General features: G+C 65.6%; 12 protein-coding genes. 10 read left to right on the top strand and 2 right to left on the bottom strand.

Annotation, left to right across the window (positions count from 1 at the left end; translation table 11 throughout):
* Positions 1-140: 140 nt before the first annotated feature.
* Positions 141-1,415, top strand: coding sequence for a pseudouridine synthase (locus L8K25_RS16555; RefSeq protein ID WP_242140077.1), 1,275 nt, complete (start codon positions 141-143; stop codon positions 1,413-1,415).
* Positions 1,415-1,951 carry a 16S rRNA (guanine(966)-N(2))-methyltransferase RsmD gene (gene rsmD / locus L8K25_RS16550; RefSeq protein ID WP_242140076.1) on the top strand — a complete coding sequence of 179 codons (537 nt, stop codon included), beginning with the start codon at positions 1,415-1,417 and terminating at the stop codon, positions 1,949-1,951. The genes L8K25_RS16555 and rsmD overlap by 1 nt, the downstream gene beginning before the upstream one ends.
* 278 nt (positions 1,952-2,229) lie before the next feature.
* On the opposite strand, the gene L8K25_RS16545 is transcribed toward rsmD, so the two are convergent.
* Complete coding sequence (locus tag L8K25_RS16545; protein WP_242140075.1) at positions 2,230-3,867, bottom strand: inorganic phosphate transporter; 1,638 nt, start codon at positions 3,865-3,867, stop codon at positions 2,230-2,232.
* A gap of 276 nt (positions 3,868-4,143) precedes the next feature.
* Between L8K25_RS16545 and L8K25_RS16540 the strand changes: the two genes are divergently transcribed.
* From L8K25_RS16540 to L8K25_RS16520, 5 genes are all read left to right on the top strand, one after another.
* On the top strand, positions 4,144-5,403 hold the full coding sequence (locus L8K25_RS16540) for a glycosyltransferase (RefSeq protein WP_242140074.1): 1,260 nt from the start codon (positions 4,144-4,146) through the stop codon (positions 5,401-5,403).
* A gap of 60 nt (positions 5,404-5,463) precedes the next feature.
* On the top strand, positions 5,464-7,791 hold the full coding sequence (locus L8K25_RS16535) for a UvrD-helicase domain-containing protein (RefSeq protein ID WP_242140073.1): 2,328 nt from the start codon (positions 5,464-5,466) through the stop codon (positions 7,789-7,791).
* 109 nt (positions 7,792-7,900) lie between these two features.
* Positions 7,901-8,251, top strand: a complete 351-nt coding sequence (locus tag L8K25_RS16530; protein ID WP_242140072.1) for a DUF3147 family protein — start codon at positions 7,901-7,903, stop codon at positions 8,249-8,251.
* 127 nt (positions 8,252-8,378) lie between these two features.
* A complete protein-coding gene (locus L8K25_RS16525) occupies positions 8,379-8,645 on the top strand; it encodes a hypothetical protein (RefSeq protein WP_242140071.1) in 267 nt (88 codons plus the stop codon).
* A gap of 254 nt (positions 8,646-8,899) precedes the next feature.
* A complete protein-coding gene (locus L8K25_RS16520; RefSeq protein WP_242140070.1) occupies positions 8,900-9,799 on the top strand; it encodes a phosphatase PAP2 family protein in 900 nt (299 codons plus the stop codon).
* On the opposite strand, the gene L8K25_RS16515 is transcribed toward L8K25_RS16520, so the two are convergent.
* On the bottom strand, positions 9,796-10,107 hold the full coding sequence (locus L8K25_RS16515) for a hypothetical protein (protein WP_242140069.1): 312 nt from the start codon (positions 10,105-10,107) through the stop codon (positions 9,796-9,798). The two genes, L8K25_RS16520 and L8K25_RS16515, sit on opposite strands and share 4 nt — an antisense overlap.
* A gap of 200 nt (positions 10,108-10,307) precedes the next feature.
* On the opposite strand from L8K25_RS16515, the gene L8K25_RS16510 reads away from it, so the two are divergent.
* The 3 genes from L8K25_RS16510 to L8K25_RS16500 all read left to right on the top strand — a co-directional run bounded on the left by L8K25_RS16510 (position 10,308) and on the right by L8K25_RS16500 (position 13,165).
* Positions 10,308-10,799: a pyridoxamine 5'-phosphate oxidase family protein gene (locus L8K25_RS16510; protein ID WP_242140068.1), complete on the top strand. Its 492-nt coding sequence runs from the start codon at positions 10,308-10,310 to the stop codon at positions 10,797-10,799.
* 55 nt (positions 10,800-10,854) lie between these two features.
* Entirely contained in the window at positions 10,855-12,249 is a 1,395-nt protein-coding gene (locus L8K25_RS16505; RefSeq protein WP_242140067.1) for an MFS transporter, read from the top strand.
* 292 nt (positions 12,250-12,541) lie between these two features.
* On the top strand, positions 12,542-13,165 hold the full coding sequence (locus L8K25_RS16500) for a PEPxxWA-CTERM sorting domain-containing protein (protein WP_242140066.1): 624 nt from the start codon (positions 12,542-12,544) through the stop codon (positions 13,163-13,165).
* The last annotated feature ends 33 nt before the right edge of the window (positions 13,166-13,198 follow it).

Here is a 13,198-nt window from a genome sequence, read left to right as displayed (position 1 = left end):
TGCCCCACCTTCTGTCACGCGCCGAAACTGGCATGTGCGTACCGCCCTCGTTACGCACCCGTAGCTTAACGCTCGGCTACGAGATCGGACGCAAATCTTTTTGTTCAACACCCGCGCGTGAATTTGGCTATCAGTACGACGTGTCAAAATACCGTCCCCCCAAAACTGCCGTACCCGGCGCCTCCTCAACCCCGCGCGAGCGCGCCGACGACGAACAGCGGATCGCTAAGCTGCTCGCGCGTGCCGGGATCGCCTCGCGCCGCGAAGTCGAACGCATGATCGCCGAGGGCCGCGTCGCGCGGCATGGCGTGGTGATCGATACGCCCGCGACGATCCTCGCGTCGCTCGACGGCGTGACGGTCGACGGCAATCCGGTTGCGGCCCCCGCCGATGCGCGCCTGTTTCTCTATCACAAGCCATCCGGCCTGCTCGTGACCGAGCGCGACCCTGCGGGTCGCCCCACGATCTACGACCGGTTGCCCGCGGGCCTGCCCCGCCTCGTTCCGGTCGGACGGCTCGATCTCAATACCGAGGGGCTGCTGCTGCTCACCACCGACGGCGAGCTCAAGCGCCAGCTCGAACTGCCCTCGACCGGCGTGGAGCGGGCGTACCGCGCACGGGCGTACGGTCCGGTCACGCAGGAACAGCTCGAGGAACTGATCCACGGGATCGAGATCGAGGGCGTGCGCTACGGCTCGATCAACGCCAATCTCGAACGCCGCACCGGCGCGAACGTGTGGATCGAGATGATCCTGACCGAAGGCAAGAACCGCGAAGTCCGCCGCGTGCTCGAATTCCTCGGCCTCAAGGTCTCGCGCCTGATCCGCACGCGTTACGGCCCGTTCCTGCTCGACGATCTTCCCCCGGGCGATATCGGCGAGGTCCGCGCGCATGACGTCGCTGCGTTCCGCAAGGATCCCAAGCGGATCCTCCAGCCCGAACGGATCAAGGGGGCGCGTCCCGAAGCGCGGACCGTGGCGGAACCCGCCGCCCCGCCCGCCGCGCGCCCGCAACGGACGCCGCGCGCTGCCCCGCGACCGCAACCGGTGCGGATCACCCGTGCCGTTGCCAACGATTCGGACAAGGCCGCCTTTGCCGAGCCGCGCCGACAGGGGATCGTCGTCGCCAAGGCGCCAAAGGTGAAGCGTTTCTACGACGCCAAGCCCAAGGCCGCCGTACCCGCCGTGGCAAGCCCGGCGCGCGGACCCGACGGTCGTCCAGCGCGCGTGTTCAACCCCGAGCTCGGACGCAACGTCCGTGCCAAGACGCCGCGCGCCACCGCACCGGCCAGTGAGTCGTCAGCCCGCCCGACCTCAACGCGGACCTCCGCAAGTGGTCCGGGTACGGCGCGCCCGACCGGCGACCGCCCCGCCCCCCGCCCTGCCAAACCACGCCCACCACGGACCCGTAAATAATGCGCATCATTGCCGGAGAATGGCGCGGCCGCCCGCTCGTCGCCCCCAAGGGAGACGCGACGCGTCCCACCGCAGACCGCGTGCGTGAGGCGTTGTTCTCGATGCTTGCCAGCCGCCTCGGCAGTTTCGAGGACCTCACGGTCGCCGATCTGTTCGCGGGCTCGGGCGCGCTCGGGCTGGAAGCCCTGTCGCGCGGTGCCGCCTCGTGCATCTTCGTCGAACAGGACAAGCCCGCGCTCGACGCGTTGCGGACGAATATCGCGAAGCTGTCGGCGAAGGCCGACGTGCGCGCGCAATCCGTGATGGCGCTCGGCCATGCGGTCGCACCGCTCGACCTGATCCTGATGGACCCGCCCTATGACAGCAACGCCGGCGCCGTCGCGCTCGACAAGCTCGCCCGGCTCGGCTGGGTCGGCGAGGCGACGTGGGTCAGCATCGAGACCGCCAAGCCCGACCGGGTCGAGGTCGCCGGGTTCGTCGAGGACGTCACCCGCATCCACGGCAAGGCGCGGCTGACGTTGCTCCGGCGCGGCTGATGCTGGGACAGATCGCTCGCTGAGCGGGACGTGTTCGAAGCGCGCTCTACCCCTCGTCCGTCACCCCCCAGAGGCCGGGACCGTGCGGTACCCGGGCGCGATGGGCGGAGCAGTGCGTGTATCGCGGGTCGCGCCCACTAACCTGGCGGCCCCGGCCTGCGCCGGGGTGACGGCTATAATCGTTGTGCGGTGCATTCCGCAGGGGCGCGTCGTCCGAAGTACTTCGCGTAAAACGCCGCAAGCGAGAGGCAGGTGCCCAGTGCCCCCGCCCCGCTCGATCACATCTTGGTGATCGTCAGGAACAGCACATACAGCGCGCCGGACAGCGCCATCGCGACCGGCAGCGTCAGGACCCATGCCAACGCCATGTTGATGACGGTGCGCGATTGCAGGCCGGCGCCATTGGCGACCGAAGCGCCCGCCACACCCGACGACAGGATATGCGTGGTCGACACCGGCAGGCCGTAAACCTCCGCCGCCATGATCGTTCCCGCCGCGACCAGCTCGGCCGATGCGCCCATGCCGTACGTCAGGTGCGACTTGCCGATCTTCTCGCCGACTGTAATCACGATCCGCCGCCAGCCGACCATCGTGCCGAGACCCAGCGCCAGCGCGACCGTGATCTTGACCCAGGTCGGGATGTAGCGCGTGCCCTTTTCCAGGTTGGTCTGATAGCCGGTGATCGCCTTCAGCTCAGGCTCGCTGAACGTCGCAGCCGCCGCCTTCTTGTCCTTGGTCGCAAGCCGGGTGGTATCGAGCACGAGATACATGTCGTTGCGCAGATTGGGGGTCGCTGCCGCCGAAACCTTGTTGAGCGATCCGAATGCGCCGATCCGCTGGCCCAGGTCACGCGACAGCGCGGACGCGGCGGCGTAGACCTGCGGGCTGGATGCCTTGCGGGTCTGCAGCGCCTTGGTGAGCACCCCGCGCGACTCGTCCATCGTCGCTACGGTCGCGCCCTTGGCATGAACCGAGAAGGCGTTGGCGGCAGCGTTCGCGCTCGCAACGAACGCCGGTGTCTGGCTCTCCGGCATCGTGCGGTTGAGCGCATAAGCGGTCGGTGCACAACCGATCAGGATCAGCATGATCAGCCCCATGCCCTTCTGCCCGTCGTTCCCGCCGTGCGCGAAGCTGACCGCCGTGCAGGTGAAGATGAGCAGCGCCCGAATGCCCTTGGGCGGCGGGGCATTGCCCTCCGGCTCCTTGTAGAGCTTCGGATTCTTGAGCACGAACTTCATCACGATCAGCAGCAGGAACGCCGCGCCGAACCCGATGAGCGGCGCCATCCACAACCCGGTGAGCACCTTGGTCGCCTGGCTCCAGTCGACGCCCGAGGTACCACCCACGCCCGACGACATCAGCTGATTGGCAAATCCGACGCCGAGGATCGACCCGATCAGCGCATGGCTCGACGAATTGGGCAGGCCGACGAACCAGGTGGCGAGGTTCCACAGCACGGCCGCGAGCAATAACGCGAAGATCATCGCGAAACCGGCACTGCTACCGACGTGGAGAATCAGGTCGACCGGCAACAGCGTGATGATCGAATAGGCGACCGCGCCGGTCGAGAACATCACGCCGAGGAAGTTGAAGAACCCGGACCAGACGACCGCGAGCGGGGCCGGCATCGAATGGGTGTAGATTACGGTCGCGACGGCGTTGGCCGTGTCATGGAAACCGTTGACGAACTCGAACCCCAGCGCGATCAGAAGTGCGAGCGCCAGGAACGCGAAAGTCCCGAGGGCAAGGCCCTCGCCGACCTGCCGCGTGTCGGTAAAGATACTGAAACCCGCGAACGCCAGCCCGGCCAGCATCACCGCGAGAAACACCCAGCGACCGGCCGGATGCAATGGATGATCCAACCGGGGGCCGCTCGCTGCCTCTGATTCGAGAGACGCCGACAAGGTAGTAGCCATGGCTTGGAAAGGCCTTCACTCGGTTGGTTACGGGTGCTTCAGTTATACAGGTGTCTCGCGCCGATAGCGGTGTCGCAAGACAAAGACCAGCCCCGAAGCACTATCGCTGCGGTGGACTTACTCCGGTTTCGGGTCGGAACGTGCCGCATCTGCATTCCTTTCTCAAGGCCCGCCTGGCCTGTTGCGGGAATGTTCGCGACGGGCTCTCCCATTTACGCGGCCGTTGGGCATGGCCTATGCTCCGCGCGGCGATCGATGGGGTTGCCGGGGGATGCCATGTTCAAGCCGAACGATCCTGCGATCAACACCGCGGAGGCCTGGATATCCGCGCCCGCGGCGGACACCATCGATGCCAGACCGCTGCGCGTGCTGACGGTCCTGTACGGTTTCGCTCCCGGCGGCGTCGAGCGGATTGCAGCCCGGCTGCATGCGGCCTGGATCCGCAGTTCGGTGCAGTCGAGAATCATCGTGGCCGACCATCGGGTGGCACCGCCGATTCCGCTGACGGACGTGATATGCGCCGGTCCGACGTCGCGCTCCCGGGGAATCGCGAGCTTCGTCGCGCTCGTGCTGGCCGTGCGCCGCCACGTCCGGGACGATCGACCCGACGTGCTGTTCTGCGCCGGCAACACCTACAGCGCCGTCCTTGTCGTGGCCCGGCTGCTGATCGGTCGGGACTGCCCGCCAATCGTCGCGAAGATCAGCAATTGCCTCGTCCGCCGCGACATGACGCCGCCGGTCCGCGGGCTATACCACATTTGGCTTCGCCTGCAGGGCCGCTGGATCGCGCACTTCGTCGCGCTCGCGCCCGCGATGCAGGACGAGATAGCGCTTTATACCGGGGTTCCGCACGACCGGATCAGCGTGATCGAGGATCCTGCGCTGGGCACGGCGGATCTTGCCTCCCTGGCGACCCAGCGGGATGCGACGTGCCGGGCTGCCGACGGGCATCACTTCCTCGCGGTGGGGCGCCTGGCTCCGCAGAAGAACTTCGCGTTGCTGCTGGACGCCTTCGCGCGAATCGCGCGACCGGCGGATCGGCTCACCCTGCTCGGCGATGGCGAGCAGCGCGCGCGGTTGGAGGCGCAGGTGGCGGCTTTGGGGCTTGGCGGCCGGGTCCACATGCCCGGTCACGTCGATCCGCTCGCCGCGTGGCTCGCGCAGGCCGACGCGCTGATTCTTTCGTCGGACTATGAAGGTGTGCCCGCCGTCCTGATCGAGGCGTTGGCCGCGGGTCTGCCGATCGTTTCGACGCGCTGCTGTGTGTCGATCGACGATCTTCTGGAACACGGCGCGCTCGGACAAGTCGTGCCCGTCGGCGACGTGACGGCACTGGGCGCGGCGATGCGTGCCGCCGTCGCGCTCGAGGGGGCAGAAGTGGTACAGGCACGCCGCCGGGCCGCGCGGCTCTATACGATCGACCACGCCGGTGGCCGGTATCTTGCCCTCATGCGTCGCGTTGCCGGGCTACGTGCTGCGCCCGCGCCTGCACCCCGCACCGATCCGCAACCCGCCGTCGCATCCGCTACGCTGTGATTGCCACGACCGGACAAGGTACGCTTGCCCCGATCGTTTGCGTTCCCTACCTGTTCACCGATGAGTCTTCCTGTTTCCCAAGACGCGCTTGCGCCCCATGAACCGCCCTATCTCCGCGGCCTGAATGCGCCGCAGCGCGAGGCGGTGCTGACCACCGAAGGCCCCGTGCTCGTGCTTGCAGGCGCAGGGACCGGCAAGACCGCGGCGTTGACCGCGCGACTCGCGCATCTGCTCAACACGCGGAAGGCCTGGCCAAGCGAGATCCTGAGCGTCACCTTCACCAACAAGGCCGCGCGCGAGATGCGCGAGCGAGTGGGACGCCTCGTCGGCGACGTGGTCGAGGGGATGCCGTGGCTCGGCACGTTCCATGCGATCGGCGCCAAGATGCTGCGCCGCCATGCCGAGCTCGTCGGATTGCAGAGCAATTTCACGATCCTCGATACCGATGACCAGATGCGACTGCTCAAGCAGTTGATTCAGGCGGCCGATCTCGATGACAAGCGCTGGCCCGCGCGCCAGCTCGCCGGATTGATCGACGGGTGGAAGAACAAGGGCCTGACACCCGCCCAGATCGATGCGGGCGAAAGCGAGCTCTACGCCAACGGGCGCGGGCAGGAACTGTACGCCGCCTACCAGACCAGGCTGATCGCGCTCAACGCATGCGATTTCGGCGACCTGCTGCTCCACATGCTCGTCATCCTGCAGCGCGACCGCGACGTGCTCGCGGACTATCAACGCCGTTTCAAGTACATCATGGTCGACGAGTATCAGGACACCAACAGCGTCCAGTATCTCTGGCTCCGGCTGCTCGCGCAGGAGCGCAAGAACATCGCCTGCGTCGGCGACGACGACCAGTCGATCTATTCGTGGCGCGGCGCGCAGGTCGAGAATATCCTGAAGTTCGAAAAGGACTTTCCGGGCGCGAAGATCATCCGGCTTGAGCAGAATTACCGCTCGACCCCGCATATTCTGGGCGCCGCCTCGGGCGTGATCGCCAACAACAGCGGGCGGCTGGGCAAGCAGCTGTGGACCGAGCTCGACGTCGGCGAGAAGGTCAAGGTGCTCGGCGTCTGGGACGGGCCCGAGGAAGCGCGCCGCGTCGGCGAGGAAATCGAATCGGCACAGCGCGCGGGCACCTCGCTCGACGAGGTCGCGATCCTCGTCCGCGCGCAGCACCAGACGCGCGAGTTCGAGGACCGCTTCATCGCGACCGGCATCAACTACCGGATCGTCGGCGGCTTCCGTTTCTACGAACGCGCGGAGATCCGCGATGCGCTCGCCTATCTCCGCGTCGTCGCGCAGCCGGCGGACGATCTCGCGTTCGACCGGATCGTCAACGTCCCCAAGCGCGGGCTTGGCGACAAGGCGGTGTCCAAGGTCCACCAGCTCGCCCGCGCGCAGGGCATCCCGCTCGTCACCGCGGCCGCGCGCCTGCTCGATACCGACGAACTGACGGGTGCGGCGCGCAAGTCGCTTGGCAATCTCGTGATCGACATGGCACGGTGGCGCGCGCAGGTGACCGAACTGTCGCATGGCGACCTCGCGCGGATCATCCTCGACGAGAGCGGCTATACCGGCATGCTTCAGGCGGAAAAGTCGGTCGAGGCGGCGGGGCGACTCGAGAATTTGACCGAACTCGTCCGCGCGATGGAGGAATATGAGACGCTCGGCGCGTTCCTCGAGCATGTCAGCCTCGTGATGGACAATGAAGCGGCGGCCGAGGACCCCAAGGTCACGATCATGACGATCCATGCCGCCAAGGGTCTCGAATATGATACCGTCTTCCTGGTCGGCTGGGAGGAAGGGCTGTTCCCGTCGCAACGATCGCTCGACGAGGGCGGCACCGCGAGCCTCGAGGAAGAACGCCGCCTGGCGTATGTCGCGATCACGCGTGCACGCCGCCGCGCGACGATCCTCCACGCCGCCAACCGCCGCATCTACGGCCAGTGGACCAGCAGCATCCCGAGCCGGTTCGTGAACGAACTGCCGCCCGAGCATATCGAGGCCGAGAGCAGCATGGCGGGCGGCGAGAGCCTGTGGCGCGCCAACTGGTCCGAACGCGCCGATCCGTTCGCCGACGTCGCGCGCGGGACCGGGCGTGGCCCGGGCTGGCAGCGCGCGGCTGGGGTCGGCAGCGGGGCGAAGCCCGGCGGCGACTTCACCAGCCGGACCTTCTCGCGGGAGCCATCGCGCGTGCAGGAGTCGCGGTCGTCCGCGATCAGCCTGGGCAACAAGGGCCGCAGCGACGTCGCGGTGGGGATGCGCGTGTTCCACCAGAAGTTCGGCTACGGCCTGATCGCGGAGATCGAGGGCAACAAGCTCGAGATCGATTTCGAGAGCGCCGGGCGCAAGCGGGTCATGGATAGCTTCGTAACGGTGGGCGGCTGACGGTTCGCGAGGTGAGCAACCGCCGGGGCCCGAACACCGGCCGACCCGCCGACCGAAAGCAGCGCCTTCCCGCTGGTTTCTCGATCCGCCCCGGCGCATAAACCACGGCATGCTGTTTCTCGCCCTGAAAGCGCTGATCTCGGGTATGCTGATCGCTGCCGCGTCGACGCTGGCCAAGCGCTATCCCGGCTTTGGCGCGCTGGTCGCGTCGCTTCCGCTCGTTTCCGTTCTGGGAATGATGTGGTTGTGGGGCGAAAAGCCAGACGAAGGAAATATGGCGGCGCACATCGGCGCGACCGTCTGGTATGTCCTCCCCTCGCTGCCGATGTTCCTTGTGATGCCCGTGCTGCTTCGGCACGGCATTGGCTTCTGGCCGACGCTCGGGCTCGGCTGTGCGCTGACGATCCTGCTATATACTGCACTGGTCGCGGCAGCACCGCGACTGGGCATAGGTCTGTAACGCAACGATCGCGTACCGACCTGCGTTGGGGAAGGTGTATGCGCGCTGTCGGATGCGTTCAGCAAGCATACCCGCACTCATCCCCATAAGCACATCAAGCCCGATGTCCAAGCCGAAAGGACACATTATGAAGATCGCCCACATTCTCGCTGCCGCGAGCTTGATCGCCGGCATCGGTGTTTCGACGACTGCCTCAGCGCAAGACTATCGCGGCGACCGCGGTGACCGTCATCATCAACGCTACGACGACCGTCGTGGCGATCATCGTGACTGGCGGGGCGATCGTCGTGGTGGTGACCGCGGCTATCACGGGCGCAACCGTGGCTGGAACGATCGCGGCCGGCACTGCCGGACCGAGTGGCGCAACCATCGCCGCATCCAGATCTGCCGCTGAGCCAATACGGAAGGGGCGCTCCGGCGCCCCTTCTCCTCCGCTCGGCGCGGCAGGCGCGATGTAACCTTTACGTCATAAACTCTTCACGTCATGGAAGGTAGCGATCGGGTACTTTCGCCCAATCCTCCGACGATGGGTTCATCGTCCTTTCCAGGCACGGCTTCTTGTTCAACTCGACCGTTTTTCCCTTTGCGCCACCAGCGCCGGTGTTTCCTCTGGGACGGTGTCGCACAGGCTTGATTCCGGGCCGCTGGATGGTGATCGGCTTCGCGATCAGCGTGACGTGCCTGGCCGCGCTGCTGATGGACACCGGGATCACGATCGATCCCATGGCGCCGAGCACGCTCGTCTTTGCCGCCGTCTTCACGCTCGCCGCCAGCCTGCGCTACGTCCTGCGCGCACCGCGGAGCGCGACGCAGCGCGTTACCCGCGACATCGCTGAAACGTTCGGCGTGTTCACCGCGATTTCCCTGATGGGTGCCGTGGCGACATACCCGATCGCCGCTGAAACGACCGGAACGATCGATCCGATTCTCCAGCAAATCGATGCGGCCCTGCATTTCGACTGGCTCGCCTGGTATCAGGTGGTCGCGGACCATCGCGCGCTGCAGATTCTCGGAACCGCCGCCTACCAAAGTATCTATATCAGCCCCGCGGTCATCCTGGGGTATTGCGCCTGGGCCGACAAACGCGCCGCTGGACGGGGATTGATCGCCAGCTTCTGGGTCGCTGCCATCATCGCGCTCGTGTTGTTTCGGTTCTGGCCGGCCTATGGTCCGTGCGCCACGCTGCTGCACGGCCCCCTGCCCTATCAGACCGAAAGCGGACTGTACGAGGCGCAGCTGATTCCGCTGTTGCGCAGCCATGCCCTGCACGACGTGGATCTGGGCGCGCTACGCGGGCTGGTCGAGGCTCCCAGCTTTCACACAGCCAGCGCCATCCTGTTCATCGCGGCGGCCTGGCCCTTCGCGCGGATCCGCAAGCCGATCCTGCTCGTCAATCTGGCAATGCTGTTGTCAACGCCAGTCGAAGGGACGCATTATCTCGCGGACATGATTGCGGGCGCGACGGTGGCCATCGTTGCGATCCTGATCGTCACCGTCGTGCGGCGCCGGTTGCTGGGAACGCCGGCAAGGCCCGTTGCCGCGCGTTAGGCGTGCTCGACCGCCATCAGCGCGGTATCGGCATATTTGGGGTCGCCCGCGACGAACAATGCGCTGACCTGGAAATTGCGGTCGACCAGCGCGAGATCGACAAGGCCGATCAGCTTGAACGTGCCGACCTTGAACTCGCGCGGCGGCTTGCCGTCGCGCTCCAGCACGACGCCATCGACGTACAGCTCGCCGTGGCGCGTGTAGATGATGTGCGGAGCCAGCACGATCTGCATCTTGTTGTAGGTCGCGCCGAGGCACTTCTTGCGCACGATCGCCTCGAAGACCGTCGGCACGGGTCCGGTGGGCATGGCCGTTTCGCCCTGTTCGTCGGGATATTTCATGACAGCGTTGTACCAAAAATGGTGCGGTGCAGCAAGTAACGTTCGAATTCCATATCGGGATCCGCGCTACAGTGCCGCGTTTGCAAGATCATCTGCCTGGAGTTCCCGCGCCCTCCGCCCCGGAACCGCCACGCCCCCCGCCCGTTCCCCCGCCAAAGGAGACTATCATGCCGGACACAGCAGACATCGAACGCAAATTCTGGAAGGCGCTGCGTTCCGACATGATAATGATGCTCGGTCTCGTCGGCGTGGACGAGGGGCACACTCGCCCGATGACCGCGCAACTGGACGGCGACGGGGACCATGGCCCGATCTACTTCTTCGGATCGAAGGAAACCGAGCTGGTGGCCGATCTCACCGCCGGGGCTCGAGCGGTTGCGACCTTTGCATCGAAGGGAAACGACATCTTTGCAGCGGTTCATGGGACGCTGACGCTCGACAACGATCGCGCCGTGATCGACCGGCTATGGAACCGCTTCGTTGCCGCCTGGTTCGAGGGCGGCAAGGACGATCCCAAGCTGCAACTGATCCGGCTCGACGCCGAACGGGCGCAGATCTGGGTCGACGCATCCAGCATGCTTGCGGGCGTCAAGATCCTGATGGGGATCGACCCGAAGGAAGACTATAAGGACAAGGTCGCCAAGGTCTCGCTCGATTAACGCCACGCCTGTCGTCGACGCACGAACCGAACCGGCGGGAAACCAGAACCCAAGCATGACCGACGGCCTTCCCCTGCCCCGCCGCTATGCCGCGATTGCCGCGCTTTGCCTGGGTACGGCCCTCATCATCATCGACGGCGGCGTCGCCAATATCGCCTTGCCGACGATCGCGCACGATCTCGGGGTCGATAGGTCGTCCGTCGTTTCCGTGGTGACGATCTATCAGCTGATGCTGGTGATGTTGTTGCTGCCGTTCGCCGGGCTCGGCGAGCGGATCGGCCTCAAGCGCATGTATCAGATCGGGCAGCTGGTTTTCACGATCGCCACGTTGCTGTGCTTCTTTGCCAAAAGCCTGCCGTTCTTGCTGATCGTACGGGCGGCGCAGGCGATCGGCGCCGCCGCGGCATTGAGTGTTTCCTCGGCACTGATCCGATCGACCTATCCCGCCAAGCAACTAGGCAGCGGTCTTGGCATCAATTCGGCGATCGTTTCGGCTGGTGCCGCGCTCGCGCCGTCGCTGGGCGGTCTCATCCTCGGGATGGCACCATGGCCGTGGGTGTTTGCGAGTGCGGTGCCGTTTGCGATCGGCTCGCTGATGCTCGGGCGTGCGCTCCCCGACACGCCGCCGCGCGATACGCCGTTCGACGTCGTCGGCGCGGTCATGTGTGCCGCAATGTTCGGACTGATCATTGGCGGACTGGAAAGTGCGGTCCATGGGGACAGCCCCGTCGTTTCCGCGGCGATCGTCCTTACCGGGGTGGTTACCGGCGTGCTGTTCGTCCGTCGCGAGCGTGGCGAGCGCGATCCCATCCTGCCGATCGACCTGCTGGGGCGCCCGGTGCTGCGCCTTTCGGTGATTGGCGCGTACACCGCGTTCATCGCCTCGATGACGCTGATCATCTCGATGCCGTTTCGCCTGCAAAGCGAATTTGGTTTCACCCCGACCGAGATGGGGTTGCTGATGGCCCCATGGCCGCTGACCAACATCGTCGTCGCGCCGCTATCGGGATGGCTGTCCAGCCGTATTCCGGCCGGCGTGCTGGGAGGGATCGGAATGGCGATCTCGATCGTGGCGCTGGTCCTGATCGCCTACATGCCGCCCCACCCAAGCCATTTCGATGTGGTCTGGCGCATGGCCTTGTGCGGCGCTGGGTTCGGGACGTTCCTTCCGCCGAACGCGCGCCTCATCATCGGCAGCGCGCCCCGCGAACGCGCCGCCGCCGCCGGTGGCCTGGTATCCACGACGCGTCTGCTCGGACAGACGACCGGTGCCACATTGGTGGCGGCGCTCCTCGCGCTCGGTCTGGGCGGCGGGGCGACCCCACCGCTGGTCGCGGCCGGACTCGCGTTCGTTGCGGGCCTGTGCAGCCTGGCGCGGCTGCGTCCGTCGATACGCATGCCCAAAACCGAAGAGTCCGCTGATTTGCAGCCCGCCAGTCCGGTCCGTTGACGCTGCGCGTCGGGAAGAGTGAACGCCGCCTGGAAGTCGAGTACAGAGTTACTGTCACGGTTAAACACTATGGTTAATAAACATCTTCGCATTTTCACTACAGCTGTGATCGCGCAACAAGGTATTTTTAACCTGTCACTCTCGCTTACATTCGACCGGCGGCGCATTGTCTAAGCGACTGATAGTCTGATCTGGCACGGATCATGCTGAGTGTTGCAGGCTCGGAGTAAAGAGTCAGTACAGTGTACTAAAGAGTGATTTTCCATTCCGAGTAAACAGGGAAAGGAAAACGATGCGTAGTTTGAAAATGATCGCTGCCTTGGCCGCTTCGGCGACCCTCGCATGTGCAGCCCCGGCGTTCGCCGTGACGACCTTCACCACCAATTTCGACAGCATGAGCTTCGGCACCGGCCCCGGCTTTACCACCCTGTCCAGCTACGAAGGCTGGACCGGCGGTGCGCACGGGATCGAGGTCCAATATAATAACGTGGCGGGTAAGGCCTTTTCCGGCGCCAATCTCGTCGAGCTCGACACTTCGGCCAACAGCTCGATGAGCCGTCTGATCGATGCGGGTAGCTACATCCTGCGCTATTGGTATTCGGACCGGCCGGGTGTTCCCGCAAGCTCGAACGGCATTGCGGTGCTGCTCAACGGAGTGCAGTCCTTTGCTTCGATCGGCGGCAATGGCGACGAGCAGACCGACTGGCGGCGCCAGACGTTCGCGTTCAACGTCAGCGCGCCGACGACGCTCACCTTCGCGGCGCTCGGCACCAGCGACTCGCGCGGCGGCTATATCGACAGCGTCTCCCTGTCCGCCGTGCCAGAGCCCGCCAGCTGGGCGATGATGATCGCGGGCTTCGGCATGATGGGCTTCGCCCTGCGCAACCGCGCCAACGCCAAGGTCGCTTACGCCTGAACCCTGTCAGGATCCCGACGAAGCCGCCGACCG

Source organism: Sphingomonas sp. TREG-RG-20F-R18-01, assembly GCF_022662475.1.
Taxonomy (GTDB): domain Bacteria; phylum Pseudomonadota; class Alphaproteobacteria; order Sphingomonadales; family Sphingomonadaceae; genus Sphingomonas.
This window is presented reverse-complemented; position numbering and strand designations above follow the sequence as displayed.